Below are 20,243 nucleotides of genomic sequence, written 5' to 3'. Positions count from 1 at the left end.
CGATCATGAGCAATACACCCCGCACTCCGTCGCACAGGGAGGAACGCCCGGCGAACACGCAGCGCGTCCTCAGCGGGCGCTATGAGCTGGGTGAGCTGATCGGCCGTGGCGGCATGGCGGATGTTTTCCGCGGCCTCGATACCCGGCTGGGACGTACCGTGGCCGTCAAGCTGCTGCGCCCGGACCTGGCCCGGGATCCGCAGTTCCAGGCCCGCTTCAAGCGCGAGGCCCAGGCTGTCGCGGCACTCAACCACCCCTCGATCGTGGCTGTCTTCGACACCGGGGACCACGCGGTCCCCGGTGACCACGACGACAGCGTCCGGGTGCCCTACATCGTGATGGAGTTCGTTTCCGGCAAGACCATCCGCGACATGGTGCGGGCCAAGGACGTCACCATCGACCAGGCGATCGACTTCACCCTGGGCGTGCTGTCCGCGCTCGATTACAGCCACAAGGCCGGGATCGTGCACCGCGACATCAAGCCCGCCAACGTGATGTTTTGCCCCGATTCAAACAGCGTCAAGGTCATGGACTTCGGAATCGCCCGCGCCATTGCGGATTCGTCCGCCACCATGACACAGACGCAGGCCGTCGTCGGCACGGCGCAGTACCTGTCCCCGGAACAGGCGCGGGGCGAAGCCGTCGACGCGCGCAGCGACCTGTACTCCGCCGGATGCCTTCTCTACGAGATGCTGACCGGCCGGCCGCCCTTCATCGGCGACAGCCCCGTCTCCGTGGCCTACCAGCACGTTCGCGAGATCCCCGAGCCCGCCAGCAGCCTCAATCCCGAAGTCTCCGCCGCGCTGGACAGCGTGTTGATGAAGGCCCTGCAGAAGAACCGCGCCGACCGTTTCCAGGACGCCGCCGCCTTCCGCCGCGCCCTGCGGGCCGCGCGCAGCGGCGTTCCGGTGACGGCGCCGTCCGCCAGCGAGGCCCCCACCGACCCCACCAACGAGGTTCCCCGGCACGACCCCCTGGCGCCCACGGCAGCTTTCTCCCTGACCGGCGCCAAGTTCCTCGACGATTCCCCCGGCGGCCGGCTGCGGCCCGCCGAAGAAATACCCGACGACGAGGAAGTGCTGCAGCCGGCTGGCACCGAACTCTATGGCATTGCGGACACCGGCAGCCTGCCACTGGCACTGCCGGTCGAACGCGAGCACACCCCGCGCCAGAAGACGCGCCGCCGCACCTGGATCGCGACGCTCGTGGTCCTCACACTGCTGGTGCTGGCCGGCGGCGGCCTGTGGCTGTACAACCTCATGAATCAGGCCCCGCCGCAGGCAACCAAGGTACTGGTTCCCACGGTGACGTCCCTGACGGAATCAGAGGCCCTGCAAAGGCTGTACAACGCAGGTTTCAAGCCACAGCTCCAACGGCTGCAGCACGAGAGCATTCCCAAAGGCACCGCGATTGGCACCGTGCCGACGTCGGGGAGTTCCATGGACGCCAACTCGGACATCATCCTCAACATCTCCGAGGGCCCCAGCGCGATCACCATTCCGACGGATCTGCCCGGCCGGACCGAGGCGGCAGCCCGCGATCTTCTCCACCAAACGGGGCTGACTGGCGCCCTCACCACCAAGATGTCCAACAACCCCACGGTTCCGGTCGGCATTGTCATCACCACCAACCCGGCCCCCGGCCAGATTGTGGCCGTGGCGGACGCGGTCGAAATCGTCGTCTCCACCGGCAAGGTGGCTGTGCCGCAGCTGATCGGGCTGCCGCTGGCGGAGGCGGAGGCGAAACTGAAGGAACAGGGCCTGGTGCTCAAGGCCACCGAGGTGGAGAACTCCCAGGTGGCTCCGGGCAAGGTGACAGGCCAGGCCGATGCCGCGGATTCGCTCGTCGAACAGGGCAAGACCATTACCGTGACCGTGGCGAAGGCACCGGCGCCGCCGCCGCCCCCGCCGTCGCCCACACCGACGCCGACCAAGAGCGCGTCCAAAGAGGACGCGGCCCTGGGCGGACTGTTCCCCTAACCCGGTCGGGAAAAACCTAAGGTGCCGGCTACCGCCGCGCCCGCGCTTTCAGTGCCTGCCGGGTCAGTGTTTGATGAGCGGGCTCAGGTCCGCTGCCCGTTCGGCAGCGCCCGCCATGCCCAGTGACTCCAGCCAGTTGCCGAGCATCTGGTAGCCGCCTTCGGTCAGGACGGATTCCGGGTGGAACTGGACGCCGCACAGCGGGGCGGTGCGGTGCTGCAGGCCCATCACCACACCGGTGCCCGTTTCCGCGGTGATCTCCAGGACCTCCGGGATGCTCTCGCGGACAGCGGCCAGCGAATGGTAGCGGGTGGCCGTGAGGGGCGACGGGAGCCCCGCAAAGACGCTGGTTCCATGGTGTTCGACGAGGGAAGTCTTGCCGTGCATCAGTTCGGGAGCGTGCGTCACGGTTCCGCCGTAGGCCTCCGCCAGCGCCTGGTGCCCCAGGCAGACACCCAGCATGGGCTTGTCGTGGCTGCCGCACCACTTGATCAGCTCAATGCAGACGCCGGCCCCGGCTGGATTCCCCGGACCGGGAGAGATAAGGACCCCGTCCCGCGCCTCGGCCATTTCGATCGCCTCGGCGAGCGTGACGTCGTCGTTGCGGACTACGGTGGTCTCCGCACCGAGCTCCTGGAGATAGCCGACCAGGGTGTAGACAAAGCTGTCGTAGTTGTCTACGACCAGGATCTTCGTTGTGCTCATGGGTGCCTTGCCGAACCAATCGTTGAATCTGTTAACTGGGTGAATTGCGCCAGCCAGGGAAAAAGGAACTGAACCATCAATACCAGTGCTCCGGCCGCCAGCACCAGCGCGGTCGCAATCCTGAGCCACAAGGGCCCGGGAAGGCGGCGGAAAAGCCAGCCATACATTCGTCAGCCTTCCCCGGCCGCGCGGGCCGCCCGGGAAATTTCAGCCGGCGGTCCAGCCGAAAGGGACTGCCACCGCTCCAGCAGGGCGTAGGCCACAAAGCGTTCCTCGGAGCCAAACCGCGGGTTGCAGCTCGTCATGGTCAGGTAGCTCTCTGTCGGCGCGGCGCCCGGCCGCATCGGCACCGGCAACAGCACATCGGTCCGCGAGGGGAGGACTGTCTGGCTGTTCCGGAACACGTAGACATAGTAGCCCTCACGGGTCTGGACGTAGATCCGGTCCCCGGGCACCAGGGCGTCGATATGGTCCAGGACGGCGCCGTGGGTCTGCCGGTGCCCTGCCAGGGCGAAGTTTCCCGCAGCCCCTGGCATGGCCGTGCCCTGATAGTGCCCGATGCCCAGAGTGTCCAACACCGCCGGAGTGGTTCCCTGAACGATTGGACGCGTGTATCCGGCGCCGAAACGGGGAACATACAGGATGCCGATGGTCGCGCCCTCGGCCGGTTCGGGCGCGTCGGCGGGATCCGGGGCAACAGCCGACGGCAGAGGCGGCGCTGCGGGAGCGGCTGTTCCAATCCCGCGGGCGAAGTCGTGCACCGCCTCGCGCTGCCGGGCGTCGGAGGCCACATTCGTCCACCACAACTGCCAGGCCACAAAGAGCAAGACAATGACGCCCACGGTCAGGAGCAGCTCGCCCGCGACGTGGATGGTGCGCAGGAGCAGCCCGCGGCGGCTGCGCGCCGTCCGGCCGGATTCCTGCTCCAACTCCAGCACTGCGGGTTCTCCTCCAGGACGGTTGCGCGGGTCCCCGGCGTGGCCGGAACTACAGCTAGAATTGTGCGACACAAGAATTCAAGCTCGACCAAGAGCACGTTGGCCGGCGGGGGCTCGCTTCCTGCAGGATACCAAGCCACGTTGGCCGCTCTTGTTCCAGCCCGCCAAGGAGGATCAGTGCCCGAGTCGAAGCCGCGTAAAAGGACTGCCCGTGTGGCCCCGCAGACTTCTGCCGCGGAGGCCTACAAGCCCAATCCGGTCTGGTTCAAGCCCGTCATGTTTGGCCTGATGATCATTGGCCTGCTGTGGATCATCACGTTCTACATCACAGAGGGCGCCTTCCCGGTTCAGGCTTGGGGCTCGTTGAACATCGTCGCCGGCTTCGGAATCGCGATCATCGGCTTCCTGATGACTACCCGCTGGCGTTCCTGACACCAGGCCCGCGCGGCGCAGATCCCTGACGGGCCGGTACACACAGTGTGCCGGCCCGTCGCCGTTAACCCACAGCACTAGTCCCTGCCCAGCGAAGGAATCCAGATGACCCCGGCAGTAAACGGCTCGACCATTGGCGACGACGGACTGGCGCGGCCGGCGTGGGCCGCCGTGGATCCCATGCTGCGCGAGTATTACGACTCCGAATGGGGCATGCCCGTCCGGGACGAACAGGGCCTCTACGAACGCATCAGCCTCGAGGGATTCCAGGCGGGGCTTTCATGGGCGACGATCCTGCGCAAGCGGCCCGCTTTCCGCGCGGCGTTCAAGGAGTTCGACCCGGAACTGGTGGCGCGCTTCACGGACGCCGATGTGGAGCGGCTCATGCTCGATGCCGGGATCGTCCGGAACCGGCTGAAGATCCAGGCAACCATCACCAATGCCCGCGCTACTCTGGCGTTGAGGGACGACGGCGGCCTGGTTGACTTCGTATGGGCGTTCCAGCCGCCCGCCACACCCCGGCCGAACTCCCTGGATGAGGTCCCCACCACCTCGGCCGAGTCCGTCGCGCTCTCCAAGGCGCTGCGCAAGAAGGGCTTCGCCTTCGTGGGGCCCACCACGATGTTCGCGCTCATGGAGGCCATCGGAATGGTCGACACCCATCTGCTGGACAGCCACAGGCGCGGGTCATCGGGCGTCTGGCCGCAGTGACCCGGCGGTGACCCGGCGAGGTCCCGCCTCATTATCCACAGCTGTGCACAAGTCTGGGGAAACTTATCCACACTGTTCATAAGTTTCCGGGTCTTCATGCGGTTCAGCCGGGTTCGGCGGCCACAGCGGGGCGCAAAGCCACTGTTGAGATCCCCGGCCGGTCCTGAATTACACGGCTGTAAGTTATTAACAGTGTGGATTTCCTGTGGACAAGTTCCCTGATCCCGGCAACAGGCCGCGGATGGCACCGCGGTCCCGCCGCACGGCCGGCTCACGGCAGCCTCGGGGCCGCCTCGGGGCAGGCCGGCCGCCCGCCGTTGTGGCCCGTCCCGACCACAGCTGCACCGGACGAGTTATCCACTTAATAACAGCTCACTACCCACAAGTTATCCACAGCTGGGGATAACAGCCGGCGCATCGGAGCCGCAACCCCCTCTGCCGGGCCATGAGCCGGGTTAAATCCCGCGGATGCTCAGACCATCAAGTTATTAACACTGTGAATAACCCTGTTGAAACACACACCGCGGCCGTCCCACGGCCCGTCGCGACCTGCCGCCGCCGCGCGCGGGCCCTGTGGGGGCGACGGCGCTGGGAGAACGTCGGGGAGACGCGGCGCCGCCTGAAGGTCCTGAGGCACCGGTCCTGGTGTGCCCGTGGCACCGTTCTGTGGAGTACTACCTTGAGTGCCCACGGCGCAGGGCCTGCGCAGGGCCGGAACAGGGCTGGTGCCGCCCGGCGCCAGGCAACAGGGCTTGGGCGGGCAAAGTTGTCCACTTACTCACAGGGCAACCCACAGAAGTTATCCACAGGTGTGGAGATCGGGTCGGCAGCATTGCCTGCAAGCTGGATAATCGCCAGCCCGGGCGGTCAGAACCGGGTCGTCACAGTGAACTACACGCTTGTAAGTTATTAACAATGTGGATAAACGCTGTGGAAAACTCTCGGATCCGCACCTGTGAATTCAGGTTCGGGGCGCGGCCCGGGTGTACAGGGGGAAAGATCCACAAAGCGGAGGGAACAGCCAAGGAACACCAGCGAGGGAAACACTGGAAAAGAGTGAAGGGGCCGGGCGTTCAATTCCGGCCGGTTACGGCCGATTGCGGCCGGGGACTTCGGCAGGAACGGGCTAAGCGCCGGCGCCGGCCATCCGCACGACGGACACGGCGATCACCAGGGCCAGGACCACCGCGAGGCCGATGGCCTGCAGCAGGGTCTGCCGCGGGCCGCGGGGGGTGTAGGCAATCACGGCGGCGCTCAGGGCGCCGGTGACGAGGCCGCCAAGATGGGCCTGCCAGGCGATCTGCGGGACCATGAAGCCGATGACGCCGTTGATGGCAATCAGGACCAGGAGCTGGCGGACTTCGCCGCCGCGCTGGCGCTGGACCACCAGCAGGGCGCCAAACAGGCCGAAGATGGCGCCGGAGGCGCCGACGAGGCCCACCGGGCCGTTCAGCGGATACACCGGGGTCAGCAGGAGGAAGCCGACGGAGCCTCCGACGGCCGAGAGCAGGTATATGGCCAGGAAGCGGGCGTGGCCCAGCAGCGGCTCGAGGATCTGGCCGAATATCCACAGCGTGTACATGTTCAGGACGATGTGGAGCAGGAATCCCTGCGAGTGCAGGAACGCCGAGGTGAGCATCCGCCACGGTTCAACGCCGGTCAGGGCGGGAGCGTAGGCCAGTTGCTGGTAAATCCCGTCGTTGGGGACTATCCACTGCAGCGCATAGACAAGGGCACACAGCGCGATGATCACGTAAGTGACCACGGGTTTGCCAGCGGTCACGGCGCCGCCGTAGACGGTCCTGACGGCCGGCGTCGTGCGCTTGGTTTCGTTGACACAGTCAACGCATTGGAATCCGACGGCGGCCGCCCGCTGGCAGTCGGGGCACGCAGGGCGCCCGCACCGCTGGCAACGCACATAGGCGGGCCGGTCCGGGTGCCTGGGGCATACCGGGACCTCTGCGGACGGCTCTGCCGCCGGAATTCCGTAGCTCATGGTGGTGGGTTAGAGCTTTTCGATGTCAATGCTGTTAATGGTGACATCCTCGACGGGGCGGTCGCCCATGCCGGTGCGGACGCCTTCGATCGCGTCGACGACCTTCTTGGATTCGTCATCGGCGACCTCACCGAAGATGCTGTGCTTGCCCTGCAGCCAGCCGGTGGGGATGGTGGTGATGAAGAACTGCGAGCCGTTGGTGCCGCGGCCCATCTGGACGCCGGCGTTGGCCATGGCCAGCTTGTACGGCTCGTTGAAAGTCAGTTCCGGGTGGATCTCATCGTCGAACTTGTAGCCCGGTCCACCGGTGCCGCGGCCCAGCGGATCTCCGGCCTGGATCATGAAGTCCTTGATGATGCGGTGGAAGATGGTGCCGTTGTAGAGCGGCGTGCCGGTCTTGTCCTCGCCCGTTTCCGGGTGGGTCCAGGCCTTCTCACCGGTGGCCAGCCCGACGAAGTTGTCGACGGTCTTCGGCGCGTGGTTGCCAAAGAGGTTGACGACGATGTCGCCGAGGCTCGTGTGGATAGTGGCTTTTGCGGTTGCGTTGGCAGTCATAGGGCCCATTCTTCCATGACGGCTACGCCCGCATAGGGCCGCACAGTCAGTTCCGCGCTGGGTGAAATCCACTGGAAATCGGCCTGAAGAATAGCCGGTGCGTTCCTAGACACGTAGGCTAACAGCAGAACCGTCACATTAATCGGGAGGTAGTTGTGAAGAAAACGGATCGTATTGCCCGTGACTTGGAGCAGTCAGTCAGCACCGGAGTAGACAGCGCCAAGGATTGGGCGGCCCCGCGGGTTGAGGCTGCCGTGAACTGGGCTGTTCCCCGCCTGCAGCACGGACTGGACACCGCCTCTCCCAAGATCCAGGAGGGCCTCAAGTCGGCGGCCCACAATCTGGCCGGCGGCGTTGCCACTGTCACTCCCCGCCTTCAGGATGGCCTGGCTCAGCTGGCGCCGAGGATCCACGATGCCGCGGACAGCGCGACCCCGCGCCTGCACGAAGCTGTGGACAAGGCAGCCCCGGTCATCGCCAATGCACGCGACCGGGTTGTTGTCGAGTACCTGCCCAGGCTTTCCGACCAGATCGGGCAGGCTTCCGTGGCCGTCCACCGCACGTTGGAAAACGCCCCGGCCCACGTGGACGCCGTCGCACAGAAGCTTGTTGATTCCGGTGTTGTCACCGGCGTCCAGACGCAGGCCCAGGCCGTCAAGGGACACGCCAAAAAGGCAGGCAAGAACGCCAGCAAGAACATCAAGGCGGCCGCCAATGAGGTCACCAAGACGGCTAATGCCAAGCTCGCCAAGCAGCAGAAGCCCAAGCACCGCGGCCTGCTGATCTTCGGCATCATCGCTGCCGCCGTTGCAGCCGGTGTCGCCGCCTGGCGGGCGTCCAGGCCGGTGGAGGACCCCTGGAAGGTACCGACGCCGGTAAAGCCCGCCCCCACGGCCGCCCCGGCCGGCGAATCGCTGAAGGACGCCGCCGACAAGGCCGGTTCCGCGACTGTAGCGGCAGCGGACTCCGCGGCTGAGGCATCCAAGGAGGCTTCCGATTCCGCAGCCACCGCGGCGGACAAAGCCACGGAAACGGCCAAGGACGCCGCCGGCAACGCCGCTGAGGCCGCCGACAAGGTTGCCACCGACGCCAAAACGGCCGTACGCAACATCGCGGCCAGCCTGAACAACGGCGCAGACAAGCCCGGCAAGTAGAACCTGGCCGGCACAGGCCGGCTGAGTCGAGACCCTGCGCCGGGCAGTCCCGCTGCCGGCAGGTGACCTGCACTCTCCCAAGGAGGGATTCCGCCACGGTGCGGGATCCCTCCTTTTGTTTGACGCGGCCTCCGCAGGCACGTCACGGTCCGGCTTGAAACGCCAGGCTAGATGCTAAATTTGTGGTGATGTCACCCCATAGATCACCCCAGGATGCCTTGCTCCTTGCTCCGCCGCCGGCTGTGTCTATCGTCATCCCGGCGTACAACGAGGAAAGCGTCATCCGGCAGTGTCTGATCGCCGCGGTTTACCAGTCGGTGCCCGCCCACGAAATCATTGTGGTGGACAACCTGTCCAAGGACCGCACGGCGGAAATCGTGCGGCAGATGCAGCTGGAGTATCCGGAGAGCCCGATCATCCTGCTCAGCCAGGACCGCGACCAGGGGCTCATCCCCACACGCAATTTCGGTTTGGACCATGCCACGGGCGATATCCTCGGCCGGATCGACGCCGATTCCGTGCTGGAACCGGACTGGGTGGAGCAGGTGCAGAAGGCCTTCGCCGACGAGTCTGTGCACGCTGCGACCGGTCCGGTGGTCTATTACGACATGCCCATGCGCCGGTTCGGGCTCAAGGCCGACGACAAAATGCGCCAACTGATGCTCAGGCTTGCCAAGCACCAGTATCACTTCCTCTTCGGTTCCAACATGGCAATGCGCCGCTCGGCCTGGGAGACCATCCGCACAGAAGCCTGCCGCGACGAGCGGGACGAGATGCACGAGGACATCGATCTGTCGCTGCACCTGGCCGACCACGAGCTCAGGATCCAGTACTGGCCGCAGATGATCTCGGGCATGTCGGCCCGGCGGCTGGAGGACTCGCCGCGGGATTACCGCTACTACGTGACGCGCTTTGACCGCACCTACAAGGCCCACAACGTCAAGAAGATGGCACTGAAGGCGCCCATGGTGGTCTTCTTCTCGGTCTACTTCCCGGCGAAACTGCTCCGTGCCATCCACACGGTCAACGTTCCCCAGCCGGCCCGCCGCGGCGGCCAATAGCGGCCAATGACGGCGGCCACGCGGCCACCGGGAGATGCGGCCGCCGGGAGCGGCCTAGTCGGTGCCGAGCTCCGCCAGCCGCTCTTCACCGGCTCCCTCGCCCGTTCTCCGGGCGGAACGTGAGCCTCGCTGCCCCAGGACCACGACGGCGAGCCCCACCAGGATCATCGCCAGCCCCGCGTAGGTTCCGGCCGGCAGCGTCTCGTCCAGGAAGGCTGCGGCCAGGAGCGCCGCTCCGGGGATTTCCAGCAGGATGATCATGGACACCAGCAGCGGGCTCATGGTCGCCAGCAGATAGTTGAACGCGGTGTGCCCCACCAGCTGTGCGCACACGGTAATGGCGAGGATCCCCAGCCAGCCGGTGGCTTCGAACCCTGCCAGCGGCTGTCCAGCCAACAGCGCCATCCCCGCCACAATCGCGGCGCACATGCCGTAGCACAGGGTCGTATAGACGCCGGTGCCCATGCTCTGCCGCGCCTTGCCTCCGGCGAGCGTGTAGATGCCCGCCAGGGCGCCGCCGGCGACGGCCAGGAGATCGCCCACAAGCGCCTCGGGCGAGGAACCCATATCAAAACCGGTGATTGTCACGACACCGCCGAAGGCGAGCCCCAGCCCTACCAGGACCGGCCAGCGGAACCGGACTCCCCGGAAGAGTTGGAAGATCGCGATCCAGCCTGACTGAAGGCACACCAGCGCCGTCGCCGCCGCGACCGACGTCAGCTGCAGGGAGGTAATGAAGCACGCGAAGTGCAGGGCCAGGGCCACCGCCGCGGCGAGCGACCAGCGGAACTCGGCTCCGGTCACCTTTCCGAACTGACGGGGGTTGCGGACCACAACCGGACCGGCCATCACGACTGCTCCAATGGCGTTGCGCCAGAAAGCGATGGCGAGGGCACTGACCGACGTGGCGCCCAGCGTGGCGGCAATGAGGGGCCCCGACGAGGCCACACCCAGCACGCCTACGGCCGCAAGTAAGAAGTTCACGCTCCAACACTAATGGGACGGACAGCAGGGGCCCTTACGGCCCCTGCTCCTTGACGGGTGCATACCGCGGTGCCAATCTTAAGGCGCGGTCTCACGTTCCGGTCTCGCCATCATCGAAGAAGGAGACCATCATGGCGTCAATGATCCGCAAGAGCCTGGACGATCCCGAAGAGACGCGCCCCGTTGCCGAGGGCATGGGTCAGGTGGATCTCGTCAACCTCGAGGCCGGCCCGGTTGGACGGGCCACCTTCCTTCCGGGCTGGAAATGGTCAGACCACGTCAAGCCGATCGCCAAAACTGACAGCTGCATGGCCAGCCATACCGGCTACACGATTTCCGGCCGCATCAAAGTCGTCATGGACGACGGCGAAGAACTCGAATTCGGGCCCGGCGACTTCGGTGTGATTCCGCCGGGCCACGACGCCTGGGTCCTCGGCGACGAGCCCTACGTGTATATCGACTGGCAAGGGATGGCGGACTACGCCAAGCCGAAGGAGTGAGTGGGGAAGGCATGAAAAAAGCCCCGGACAGCGTTTCCGCTGTCCGGGGCTTTTCCTATGGTGGAGGCACGGGGACTCGAACCCCGAACCCCCTGCTTGCAAAGCAGGTGCGCTACCAATTGCGCCATGCCCCCATAAGAAGCAACCAGACAATCATACCCTAGGTCTGGAGAGCCGGTTTCCAGCTTCCATCCCCAGATTCCGGGCTAGTCAACCGTATCGGTTGAATTGCTCCAGACCACTTTCCGGGCTTCGGATTCCTGCACTTTCCTGTAGAGGAGGACGCCTGCGACCGTGGCTGCGATAACCAGCAACTTCTTCACATGCACCCCGTTCCGGTTCTGTCATGGACGAACCTTCACTAACCTCTGCCAGAACCAGTACAGGTTCCGTGGGCGTACCAGGACTTGAACCTGGGACCTCTTCGTTATCAGCGAAGCGCTCTAACCGCCTGAGCTATACGCCCCGATGCCTCATCGGGCCGAGATATGACTGTACAGCACATCCCGGCCCGATCTCAAATCGAGGCCTTTTTCCGCGGGAATCCGCGGAAAAGTACGGGAATTAGTCGTCCGTGAGGGTCACGCCGATGCCGCCGACGAGCGTCGCGGCAATGTTGTAGAGCACCGCCGAAAGCATCGACAACGCCGTCAGCAGCACCACATTGATCACGGCGATGATGGTGGCGAATGACGCCACCTGGCCCAGGGATGCCACCTTCTTCAATTCGAAGCCGCCGCCTTCAGAGCCGGCGAGGGTCCCGAGCAGGCTGTCCACCTGGTCAAAGATCCCGGTCAGGTCCAGGACGGTCCAGAGCACGATCGCCGCCACGACGGTGACGATTCCCAGCGCCACGGAGAGCAGGAAGGCCATTTTCAGCACGGACCAGGGGTCCACCTTGCTGACCAGCAGCCGGGCACGGCGCACCTTGGCCTTGGGAGCGGGCTTGATCAGCCCGGCAGTGCCTTGCCCGCCGGGCTGGGCGGGGCGCTGACCCGGGACGGCGGGGCGCTGTCCGGGGACCGTGGGGCGCTGGCCGGGTGCGGCGGGCCGCTGGCCCGTTCCCGTGGGTGCGCCGGACACGCCGGGGCGCTGCTGCGGACGCGAGGGGGCGCCTACGCGCGGTGCGGCGGCGGGCTGCCGCACTCCGCTCGGCACGCCGCTGCTCGGCTTGGGATATGAGTCGGAATTACTCACTCGTTACCTCCGGTATTGTCTTCGTCCAGCTCGGCATTGCCTGATGACTCATCTGACTCCGGGGCCGGTACTGATTCTGCCGCTGCGGACTCCTCATGCAGTCCGCCATCTTCAGCCAACGTTACGTCATCGGGCGTGGATGCCCGATTTTCGGTCACGTCTGCGGTATTTTCGCCGGTGTCTTCACCGGCATCTTGACCTTCGGCCGGTTCCTCGACTTCGAGCCCGCGTTCGCTGTTGCGCGCGACGGCGATGATGCGGTCGTTCTTGTCCGGCTTGGCAAAGATCACGCCCATGGTGTCGCGGCCCTTGGCCGGCACGCCGCTGACCGACGAGCGGACCACCTTGCCGCCTTCCATGACCACCAGGACTTCGTCTTCCTCGTTGACAATGAGGGCCCCGACGAGGTGGCCGCGTTCTTCCTGGTACTTGCCCACCTTGATGCCAAGGCCGCCGCGGCCCTGGAGGCGGTATTCCTCCACAGCGGTCCGCTTGGCGAAGCCGCCTTCGGTGACAATGAAGACAAACGAACCGTCCTGCACGACGTCGGCCGCCAGCAGTTCGTCGTCCTCGCGGAACTTCATGCCGGTCACGCCCGAGGTGGCACGGCCCATCGGGCGCAGCGCATCGTCCGTCGCGGTGAAGCGGACGGACTGGCCCTTGCGGGAGACCAGCATGAGGTCATCGGTCTCGGACACCAGCTGGGCCGAGACAAGCTCATCGCCGTCGCGCAGGTTGATGGCGATGACGCCGGCGGACCGGTTGGTGTCGTAGTCCTCCAGACGGGTCTTTTTGACGAGGCCGCGTTTGGTGGCGAGCACCAGGTACGGGGCGTGCTGGTAGTCGCGCAGGTCCAGCACCTGGGCGATGTGCTCGTCCGGCTGGAACGCCATCAGGTTTGCCACGTGCTGGCCCTTGGCGTCGCGGCCGGCTTCCACGAGCTCGTACGCCTTGGCGCGGTAGACCCGGCCCAGGTTGGTGAAGAAGAGCAGCCAGTGGTGGGTGGTGGTGACGAAGAAGTGTTCGACGACGTCGTCGCCGCGCAGCTGCGCGCCCTTGATGCCCTTGCCGCCGCGCTGCTGCGAGCGGTAGTTGTCGCTGCGGGTGCGCTTGACGTAGCCGCCGCGGGTAATGGTGACGACCATTTCCTCCTCGGGGATCAGATCCTCGATGGACATGTCGCCGTCGTAGCCCAGCAGGACCTTGGTGCGGCGGTCATCGCCGTGCTTAGCCACGATCTCCGAGAGTTCGGTGCTGATGATCTCGCGCTGGCGCTCCTCCGAGGCCAGGATCGAGTTGTATTCGACGATCAGGGCCTCAAGTTCGGCGTGCTTGTCCTGGATCTTCTGGCGCTCCAAGGCGGCGAGCCGGCGCAGCTGCATGTCCAGGATGGCCCGGGCCTGCACCTCGTCGATGTCCAGCAGCTCCATCAGCCCGTCGCGGGCCGCTTCGGTGGTGGTGGACGCACGGATCAGGGCAATGACCTCATCGAGCGCATCCAGCGCCTTGAGAAGGGCCCGCAGGATGTGCGCTTCCTCCTCCGCCTTCCGCAGCCGGTACCGGGTGCGGCGGGCAATGACGTCCATCTGGTGCGTGACCCAGTGCCGGATGAAGGCATCGAGGCTGAGCGTGCGCGGCACGCCGTCGACGATCGCGAGCATGTTGGCGGCGAAGTTGTCCTGCAGCTGGGTGTGCTTGTAGAGGTTGTTCAGCACCACCTTGGCCACGGCGTCGCGCTTGAGCACGATCACCAGTCGCTGGCCGGTGCGGCCCGAGGTCTCGTCGCGGAGGTCGGCGATGCCGGAGATCTTGCCGTCCTTGACGAGTTCGGCGATCTTGATGGCCAGGTTGTCCGGGTTGGCCTGGTACGGCAGCTCGGTGACCACCAGGCACGTGCGGCCCTGGAGTTCCTCGACGTTGACCACGGCGCGCATCGTGATGGAGCCGCGGCCCGTGCGGTAGGCGTCCTCGATGCCCTTGTGGCCCAGGATCGTGGCGCCGGTCGGGAAGTCCGGTCCCTTGACGCGCTGGATCAGCTCTTCGAGCAGCTCTTCGCGGCTGGCGGTCGGGTTGGCCAAGTACCACTGCACACCGTCGGCGACCTCACGGAGGTTGTGCGGCGGGATGTTGGTGGCCATACCGACGGCGATGCCCGAGGAACCGTTCACCAGCAGGTTCGGGAACCGGGCCGGCAGGATGGTCGGCTCCTGGTTCTTGCCGTCGTAGTTGTCCTGGAAGTCGACGGTTTCCTCGTCGATGTCCCGGACCATCTCCATGGCCAGCGGCGCCATCTTGGTTTCGGTGTACCGCGGGGCGGCCGCGCCGTCGTTGCCGGGCGAGCCGAAGTTGCCCTGGCCCAGTGCCAGCGGGTAGCGCATGGTCCAGTCCTGGATCAGGCGGACCAGGGCGTCGTAGATCGCGGTGTCGCCGTGCGGGTGGTACTGGCCCATGACCTCGCCCACCACGCGGGCACACTTGTTGAAGGAGCGTTCCGGGCGGTAGCCGCCGTCGAACATCGCATAGAGCACGCGGCGGTGGACGGGCTTGAGGCCGTCGCGGACATCCGGCAGGGCACGGCCCACGATCACAGCCATGGCGTAGTCGAGGTAGGAGCGCTGCATTTCGGTCTGCAGGTCAACCTGCTCGACGCGGTCGGTCAGTACGTCGCCATCGAGGATGGCGCCTTCAAGGACGGGCTCGGAGCCGGCCGGCACCTCTGGTGTTTCGTCACTCATAGTCTATATTTTCCGTTTCAGGTATATATCAGTCCGGGCATATTCGGGGCTTGACTGCCCTCTAGATGTCCAGGAACCGAACGTCCTTGGCGTTCTGCTGAATGAAGTTTCGGCGCGATTCAACGTCCTCGCCCATCAGGACCGAGAAGATCTGGTCCGCCGCCAGGGCATCGTCCATCGTCACCTGCAGCAGGGTCCGGTGGTCCGGGTCCATGGTGGTGTCCCACAGTTCCGTGTAGTCCATTTCACCGAGGCCCTTGTAGCGCTGAATGCCGTTGTCCTTGGGGATGCGGCGGCCGGCGGCCTGGCCCGAGAGCAGCTTCGCGTCGCGTTCACGGTCGCTGTAGACGTAGTCGTGCGGGGCATTGGACCACTTGATCCGGTACAGCGGCGGCTGCGCGAGGTAGACGTAGCCGTTTTCGATCAGCGGGCGCATGTAGCGGAACAGCAGCGTCATCAGCAGCGTCGTGATGTGCTGGCCGTCGACGTCGGCATCGGCCATGAGCACGATCTTGTGATAGCGCAGCTTGGCGATGTCGAAGTCCTCGCCAATGCCGGTGCCGAATGCTGTGATCATGGACTGGACCTCCGCATTGCCGAGCGCCTTGTCCAGCCGGGCACGCTCGACGTTCAGGATCTTGCCGCGCAGCGGCAGGATGGCCTGGGTCTCCGGGTTGCGGCCGCGCTTGGCGGAGCCGCCGGCCGAGTCACCCTCCACGATGTAGACCTCGCACCTCTCCGGGTTCTTCGAGGAGCAGTCGGACAGCTTGCCGGGCATCCCGAAGGATTCCAGCGGGCTCTTGCGGCGGGCGTTGTCCCGGGCCTTCCGGGCGGCCATGCGCGCCTGGGCTGCGGAGATGGCCTTGCGGATGACGTCCCGGGCGGGGCCGGGGTTGCGCTCGAGCCAGTCGCCCAGGCCGTCCGTGACAACGCGCTGGACAAAGCCCTTGACCTCGGAGTTGCCGAGCTTGGTCTTGGTCTGGCCCTCGAACTGCGGTTCGGAGAGCTTCACGGAAATGACTGCCGTCAGGCCCTCGCGGATGTCGTCCCCGGTGAGGTTGTCTTCCTTTTCCTTGATGATGTTCTTCTCCCGCGCATAGCGGTTGATGAGTGAAGTCATCGCGGCGCGGAAACCCTCTTCGTGGGTGCCGCCCTCGTGCGTGTTGATCGTGTTGGCGTAGGTGTGGACGCTTTCGGAGTACGCGTTGGTCCACTGCATCGCCATTTCCAGGGCAATGTGCCGTTCCGTGTCCTCGGTTTCGAAGGCGATGACGTCCTCGTGGACCACATCAACCTTCTTGCCGGAGTTCAGGTGCTTGACGTAGTCCAGCAGGCCGTCGTCGTACTGGTAGACCACGGTGTGGAATTCCGCGGCGATCTCACCTTCGGTGGGGACGGTGTCCAGGTCCAGGTCGTCGTCCTCGGACGATTCCTCCGGAGCGCGGCGCTCGTCCGTCAACGTGATGCGCAGGCCCTTGTTGAGGAATGCCATCTGCTGGAAGCGGGCCCGCAGTGTTTCGAAGTCGAAGTCGGTGCTCTCGAAGATGCTGGCATCGGGGTAGAACGTCTGGGTGGTGCCGGTCTCGGTGGTTTCCTCGCCCTCGACCAGGCCGCCTTGCGGCTTACCGCCGTCAGCGAAAGACATCCGCCAGACGTGTCCCTGGCGGCGGACCTCGGTGTCGACCCGGCTGGAGAGTGCGTTGACCACCGAAATGCCGACGCCGTGCAGGCCGCCGGAGACAGCATATCCGCCGCCGCCGAACTTGCCGCCGGCGTGCAGGATCGTCATGACGACTTCCACGGTGGGCTTGTGCTCGGTGGGGTGCATGTCCACGGGGATGCCGCGGCCGTTGTCGACCACCTTGACCCCGCCGTCGGCCTGCAGCACGATTTCGATGTGCGTGCAGTAGCCGGCCAGGGCCTCGTCCACCGAGTTGTCCACCACTTCATAGACCAGGTGGTGCAGGCCGCGGGGGCCGGTGGAGCCGATGTACATGCCGGGACGTTTCCGGACAGCTTCCAGGCCTTCAAGTACGGTGATGTCGCTGGCGCCGTATTCGCGCGATGTCGCGGTCCCCGACGGCGCCGCCACCGCAGCCTCTTGTTCCACCGCTTCCGCTACGTCTTCCACTGCCGGGATCTCTGCATTGTCGTTAGCCACAGGCGCTTTCGACTCCTCTATGTTCGTTGAAGGCCGGCGGTTGCCCCTTCCGTGGAAAAGGCTCCTGCCAACAGGCACGTCACTGACGACGCCGGGTGTTTCCGCTGACTTGGGGATCCCGTCCGCCGCACGCTGAAATTGCGTCGGAAACGGACTCAGTCAACGCTTCACCGGCGCCCAGTTATCTACACCGATTCTATCGTGTTATAGGGGCCAAACTTGCATTCCAGGGCGCCAAACGGGCGGGAAAGTGCCGCTGGGAGGGCGCTGGCTCCCCCTGCAAGGCTTTCGGGGTCCAGCCCTAGGGTTCCTATACGACTCCGGGAGGTTCAAGCGCCCTACACGCCGCTTGCGGATTTTTCAAGGGTTTTTGCAAGAAGTGCTTCAGATCCGGTGCCCGCCATTGGGCCGGGGCTATCCGTACGTGTCGCGGGGACCCCGGCCGTTGACCGTCCGGAGGCCCTTGCGCCAGCTCGGGGCGGCGGGTCCGAGCACCTGGATGCTGGTGACGACGCCATCGCCAAGCTCGGTCCGGAATTTTTCCAGCAGGCTGCTGCTGAGCAGCCGCAGCTGGGTTGCCCAAGCCGTGGAATCGGTCCGCACATGCAAGGTGGTGTCGGTAAAACTCTCGGGAGTGCAGTGTGCCGAGATCTCCGGGCCCACCAGCACGGCCCACTGCGCCATGACGGACCCGACGGCCACCGGCGAGCTCCAGCCGCGTTCGGCCACGAGGCGTCCCACGACTTTTCCGAGGCCCAACGGATCCCTGCCGGTACCGTGGAATTGGGAGAACCCGCGGGTTCCAGCGCTGCGGGCAGGCTTTTGGGTGCTGCCGGGCCGCGGCGGCGCCTTTCGGCGGATTTCGCCCCGGGCCGCGGCGGCGTCGCGCATCCGGTTCAATGCGGCCTGCGCGGCATCGATATCGTCGGGGTCACGGCCGGGCTGCAGGCCGCCGTCGGTATCCTTATTCATCGATTTTCCTGCTCATCGATTCCTCCCGGGATGACCTTCACCCGCCGTCCGGTCAGCTCTGCCGGGATATCGTCCTCGACGGCGGCAGTGACCAGCACTTGCTCGGCGCCGGATACTATTGCCGCCAGTTTACGCCGCCGCTGGACGTCGAGTTCGGCAAAGACATCGTCCAGAATCAGGATCGGGGGCGAGCCGCCCGTGCGGGCATCGTCGAGCATGACGTAGTAGGAGGCCAGGCGCAGGGACAGACACATGGACCAGGTTTCCCCGTGGGAGGCGTAGCCCTTGGCCGGCGCCGATCCAAGCACGAGCTCAAGTTCGTCGCGGTGTGGACCGACCAGCGAGATTCCCCGTTCCAGTTCCTTGCGCCGGGCTGCGGCGAAGGCCTGGATGTAGCGGTCGGTGAGCTGCTCCACCGAGAGCACGCGCAGGTCGTCCGCCGGTGCGGCCTCATCGGCTGCGGTTCCGTCCGCAGGCCTGGAATCCGCTGGTCCTGAGGTGGCGCCGTCGTCGTCCAGGCTGTCCTGCAGCGTGGAACGGTACACCGCAGTGGCCTCCTTGGAGCCGTCGGTCAGCTGCGCGTAGGCGTTTTTCAGGTGCGGTTGCAGCCGGTCCACCAGCTCCAGGCGCGCGTGCAGCAGCTCAGCCCCGGCCCGGGCCATGTGCTGGTCCCAGACATCGAGCGTTGCCTCGTGGCCGGTGCTGAATTTTCCGGCGCGGGCCGACTTGAGCAGCGCGTTGCGCTGCTTCAGGACCCGGTCATAGTCGCTCCTGGTCGCGGCGTGGCGCGGCATGAGGCTGACCAGGAGCTCGTCCAGAAACCGGCGGCGGCTGGACGGATCGCCCTTGACCAGCGCCAGGTCCTCCGGCGCGAAGAGCACCGTCTGGCAGATCCCGAGCAGGTCCCTGGCACGGACCGGATTGCTCCGGTTGATTCGGCCGCGGTTGGCCCGGCCCGCGTTGATTTCCAGCTCCAGCACGGTGGACTGCTCGCCACGGACCAGCTTGGCCCGGATCATGGCCCGCTCGGCACCGAACCGCAACAACGGCGCATCCGTGCTGACCCGGTGCGAGTTGAGCGTGGCCAGATACCCGATCGCCTCCATCAGATTGGTCTTGCCGATGCCGTTGGAACCCACCAGGACGGTGACTCCGGGCTCAAGGCTGAGATCGACCTGGGCGTAGCTGCGGAAATCGGTGAGCGAGAGCTTTTCTAGGTACACGCGGGATTCAGGACTTCACAGGCAGGATCAAGTGGCCGGGCAGGATTATTTGGCCGGCCGGGTCGCGTGGCCGCCGAACTGGTGGCGCAGCGCCGAGACCATCTTCATGGCCGGCGAATTGTCCTCGCGGGAGGAGAACCTGGCGAACAGCGCAGCCGTGATCGCCGGGGCCGGCACCGCGTTGGCAATGGCCTCCTCGACGGTCCAGCGGCCTTCGCCCGAATCCTCGACGTAGTCGGAGATCGATTCCAGTCCGGGATCCTCGTCAAGGGCCTTGACCATGAGGTCCAGGAGCCAGGAGCGGACAACCGTTCCCTTCTGCCAGGCCCGGAATGTCCCGGGAAGATCGGCGACGATCTCCTTGGCGGCCAGGAGCTCGTACCCCTCGGCGTAAGCCTGCATCAGGCCATATTCGATCCCGTTGTGGACCATTTTGGCGTAGTGGCCGGCGCCGACGCCGCCGACGTGCACAAAGCTGTCGGCCCGCTCACCTGCGGGACGGAGCGCATCGAAGACGGGGAGTGCCCGTTCGATGTCCGCGGCATCGCCGCCCGCCATCAGGCCGTAACCGTTCTGGAGGCCCCAGACCCCGCCGGACACGCCGCAGTCCGCAAAGCGGATTCCCTTTTCGGCCAGCGCGGCACCGTGCTTCTGGTCTTCCGTGAAGCGGGAGTTGCCGCCGTCGATCACGAGGTCACCGGCGTCGAGCTTGGTGCCCAGTTCGGTGATCACGGCGTCGGTAATCTCGCCCGAGGGGACCATGACCCAGATCAGGCGCGGCGCCGGGACGGCGGCGATGAGTTCGTCCAGGGTGGCGACGTCGGCAACGTCGGGGTTGCGGTCAAACCCGGTGACCTCGATCCCGCCGTTGCGCAGCCGTTCACGCATGTTGAAGCCCATTTTTCCAAGGCCGATTAGTCCGATGTGCACGGGGATGAAC

18 protein-coding genes and 2 tRNA genes are annotated in these 20,243 nt (G+C 65.6%); 6 read left to right on the top strand and 14 right to left on the bottom strand.

Features of this window, described 5'->3' with window-relative positions; genetic code table 11:
- The first annotated feature begins 5 nt into the window (after positions 1-5).
- Positions 6-1,979: a Stk1 family PASTA domain-containing Ser/Thr kinase gene (gene pknB, locus AC1DNG_RS14495; RefSeq protein ID WP_476859649.1), complete on the top strand. Its 1,974-nt coding sequence runs from the start codon at positions 6-8 to the stop codon at positions 1,977-1,979.
- Between the two features lie 63 nt (positions 1,980-2,042).
- On the opposite strand, the gene AC1DNG_RS14490 is transcribed toward pknB, so the two are convergent.
- Both AC1DNG_RS14490 and AC1DNG_RS14485 read right to left on the bottom strand, forming a co-directional pair.
- Entirely contained in the window at positions 2,043-2,684 is a 642-nt protein-coding gene (locus AC1DNG_RS14490; RefSeq protein ID WP_028278232.1) for an anthranilate synthase component II, read from the bottom strand.
- A gap of 170 nt (positions 2,685-2,854) precedes the next feature.
- Positions 2,855-3,622 carry a class E sortase gene (locus tag AC1DNG_RS14485; protein WP_476873854.1) on the bottom strand — a complete coding sequence of 256 codons (768 nt, stop codon included), beginning with the start codon at positions 3,620-3,622 and terminating at the stop codon, positions 2,855-2,857.
- A gap of 177 nt (positions 3,623-3,799) precedes the next feature.
- Between AC1DNG_RS14485 and AC1DNG_RS14480 the strand changes: the two genes are divergently transcribed.
- Positions 3,800-4,054: a cell division protein CrgA gene (locus AC1DNG_RS14480; protein WP_028278234.1), complete on the top strand. Its 255-nt coding sequence runs from the start codon at positions 3,800-3,802 to the stop codon at positions 4,052-4,054.
- 105 nt (positions 4,055-4,159) lie between these two features.
- Positions 4,160-4,765, top strand: coding sequence for a DNA-3-methyladenine glycosylase I (locus AC1DNG_RS14475; protein ID WP_476850711.1), 606 nt, complete (start codon positions 4,160-4,162; stop codon positions 4,763-4,765).
- A gap of 1,126 nt (positions 4,766-5,891) precedes the next feature.
- Here AC1DNG_RS14475 and AC1DNG_RS14470 read toward each other — a convergent pair.
- Both AC1DNG_RS14470 and AC1DNG_RS14465 read right to left on the bottom strand, forming a co-directional pair.
- Complete coding sequence (locus AC1DNG_RS14470) at positions 5,892-6,761, bottom strand: rhomboid family intramembrane serine protease (RefSeq protein ID WP_230008395.1); 870 nt, start codon at positions 6,759-6,761, stop codon at positions 5,892-5,894.
- A 9-nt stretch (positions 6,762-6,770) separates the two neighbouring features.
- Complete coding sequence (locus AC1DNG_RS14465; protein ID WP_026538031.1) at positions 6,771-7,316, bottom strand: peptidylprolyl isomerase; 546 nt, start codon at positions 7,314-7,316, stop codon at positions 6,771-6,773.
- 155 nt (positions 7,317-7,471) lie between these two features.
- Here AC1DNG_RS14465 and AC1DNG_RS14460 point away from each other — a divergent pair, with 155 nt between their 5' ends.
- Both AC1DNG_RS14460 and AC1DNG_RS14455 read left to right on the top strand, forming a co-directional pair.
- Positions 7,472-8,470 (top strand): hypothetical protein, encoded by a 999-nt coding sequence (locus tag AC1DNG_RS14460; RefSeq protein WP_230011606.1) that lies wholly within the window; start codon positions 7,472-7,474, stop codon positions 8,468-8,470.
- A 188-nt stretch (positions 8,471-8,658) separates the two neighbouring features.
- A complete protein-coding gene (locus tag AC1DNG_RS14455; protein ID WP_223914864.1) occupies positions 8,659-9,531 on the top strand; it encodes a glycosyltransferase family 2 protein in 873 nt (290 codons plus the stop codon).
- Between the two features lie 54 nt (positions 9,532-9,585).
- Here AC1DNG_RS14455 and AC1DNG_RS14450 read toward each other — a convergent pair whose 3' ends face one another.
- Positions 9,586-10,515 carry a DMT family transporter gene (locus tag AC1DNG_RS14450; RefSeq protein ID WP_476850708.1) on the bottom strand — a complete coding sequence of 310 codons (930 nt, stop codon included), beginning with the start codon at positions 10,513-10,515 and terminating at the stop codon, positions 9,586-9,588.
- Between the two features lie 131 nt (positions 10,516-10,646).
- On the opposite strand from AC1DNG_RS14450, the gene AC1DNG_RS14445 reads away from it, so the two are divergent.
- Entirely contained in the window at positions 10,647-11,015 is a 369-nt protein-coding gene (locus tag AC1DNG_RS14445; RefSeq protein WP_230006371.1) for a cupin domain-containing protein, read from the top strand.
- Between the two features lie 58 nt (positions 11,016-11,073).
- Here the strand turns inward: AC1DNG_RS14445 and AC1DNG_RS14440 are convergent.
- The 9 genes from AC1DNG_RS14440 to gnd form a co-directional block, all read right to left on the bottom strand.
- Positions 11,074-11,149 (bottom strand) — tRNA-Ala (locus tag AC1DNG_RS14440).
- A 72-nt stretch (positions 11,150-11,221) separates the two neighbouring features.
- Complete coding sequence (locus AC1DNG_RS14435; protein WP_230006372.1) at positions 11,222-11,338, bottom strand: DLW-39 family protein; 117 nt, start codon at positions 11,336-11,338, stop codon at positions 11,222-11,224.
- Between the two features lie 69 nt (positions 11,339-11,407).
- Positions 11,408-11,481, bottom strand: a tRNA-Ile gene (locus AC1DNG_RS14430).
- A 98-nt stretch (positions 11,482-11,579) separates the two neighbouring features.
- Positions 11,580-12,212: a DUF3566 domain-containing protein gene (locus AC1DNG_RS14425; protein ID WP_476873852.1), complete on the bottom strand. Its 633-nt coding sequence runs from the start codon at positions 12,210-12,212 to the stop codon at positions 11,580-11,582.
- The gene (gene gyrA / locus AC1DNG_RS14420) at positions 12,209-14,947 is read right to left on the bottom strand and encodes a DNA gyrase subunit A (RefSeq protein WP_476850707.1); all 2,739 of its coding nucleotides are present in this window, start codon (positions 14,945-14,947) and stop codon (positions 12,209-12,211) included. Before gyrA ends, AC1DNG_RS14425 begins: the two co-directional genes overlap by 4 nt.
- 61 nt (positions 14,948-15,008) lie before the next feature.
- Positions 15,009-17,108, bottom strand: a complete 2,100-nt coding sequence (gene gyrB / locus AC1DNG_RS14415) for a DNA topoisomerase (ATP-hydrolyzing) subunit B (protein WP_374706707.1) — start codon at positions 17,106-17,108, stop codon at positions 15,009-15,011.
- A 414-nt stretch (positions 17,109-17,522) separates the two neighbouring features.
- Entirely contained in the window at positions 17,523-18,080 is a 558-nt protein-coding gene (locus AC1DNG_RS14410; RefSeq protein ID WP_223914868.1) for a DciA family protein, read from the bottom strand.
- Complete coding sequence (gene recF, locus AC1DNG_RS14405; RefSeq protein WP_476873851.1) at positions 18,077-19,303, bottom strand: DNA replication/repair protein RecF; 1,227 nt, start codon at positions 19,301-19,303, stop codon at positions 18,077-18,079. Before recF ends, AC1DNG_RS14410 begins: the two co-directional genes overlap by 4 nt.
- Before the next feature lie 45 nt (positions 19,304-19,348).
- Entirely contained in the window at positions 19,349-20,233 is an 885-nt protein-coding gene (gene gnd / locus AC1DNG_RS14400; RefSeq protein WP_223915420.1) for a phosphogluconate dehydrogenase (NAD(+)-dependent, decarboxylating), read from the bottom strand.
- Between the last annotated feature and the right edge of the window lie 10 nt (positions 20,234-20,243).

Source organism: Arthrobacter sp. 01T425 (genome assembly GCF_056398725.1).
This window is presented reverse-complemented; position numbering and strand designations above follow the sequence as displayed.

Excerpts from the sequence above, each read along its gene's own strand:
- AC1DNG_RS14475 (WP_476850711.1), top strand. The coding sequence starts at position 4,160 with ATGACCCCGGCAGTAAACGGCTCGACCATTGGCGACGACGGACTGGCG.
- AC1DNG_RS14410 (WP_223914868.1), bottom strand. The coding sequence starts at position 18,080 with ATGAATAAGGATACCGACGGCGGCCTGCAGCCCGGCCGTGACCCCGAC.
- gyrA (WP_476850707.1), bottom strand. The coding sequence starts at position 14,947 with ATGAGTGACGAAACACCAGAGGTGCCGGCCGGCTCCGAGCCCGTCCTT.
- AC1DNG_RS14445 (WP_230006371.1), top strand. The coding sequence starts at position 10,647 with ATGGCGTCAATGATCCGCAAGAGCCTGGACGATCCCGAAGAGACGCGC.
- pknB (WP_476859649.1), top strand. The coding sequence starts at position 6 with ATGAGCAATACACCCCGCACTCCGTCGCACAGGGAGGAACGCCCGGCG.
- AC1DNG_RS14465 (WP_026538031.1), bottom strand. The coding sequence starts at position 7,316 with ATGACTGCCAACGCAACCGCAAAAGCCACTATCCACACGAGCCTCGGC.
- AC1DNG_RS14470 (WP_230008395.1), bottom strand. The coding sequence starts at position 6,761 with ATGAGCTACGGAATTCCGGCGGCAGAGCCGTCCGCAGAGGTCCCGGTA.
- AC1DNG_RS14490 (WP_028278232.1), bottom strand. The coding sequence starts at position 2,684 with ATGAGCACAACGAAGATCCTGGTCGTAGACAACTACGACAGCTTTGTC.
- AC1DNG_RS14455 (WP_223914864.1), top strand. The coding sequence starts at position 8,659 with ATGTCACCCCATAGATCACCCCAGGATGCCTTGCTCCTTGCTCCGCCG.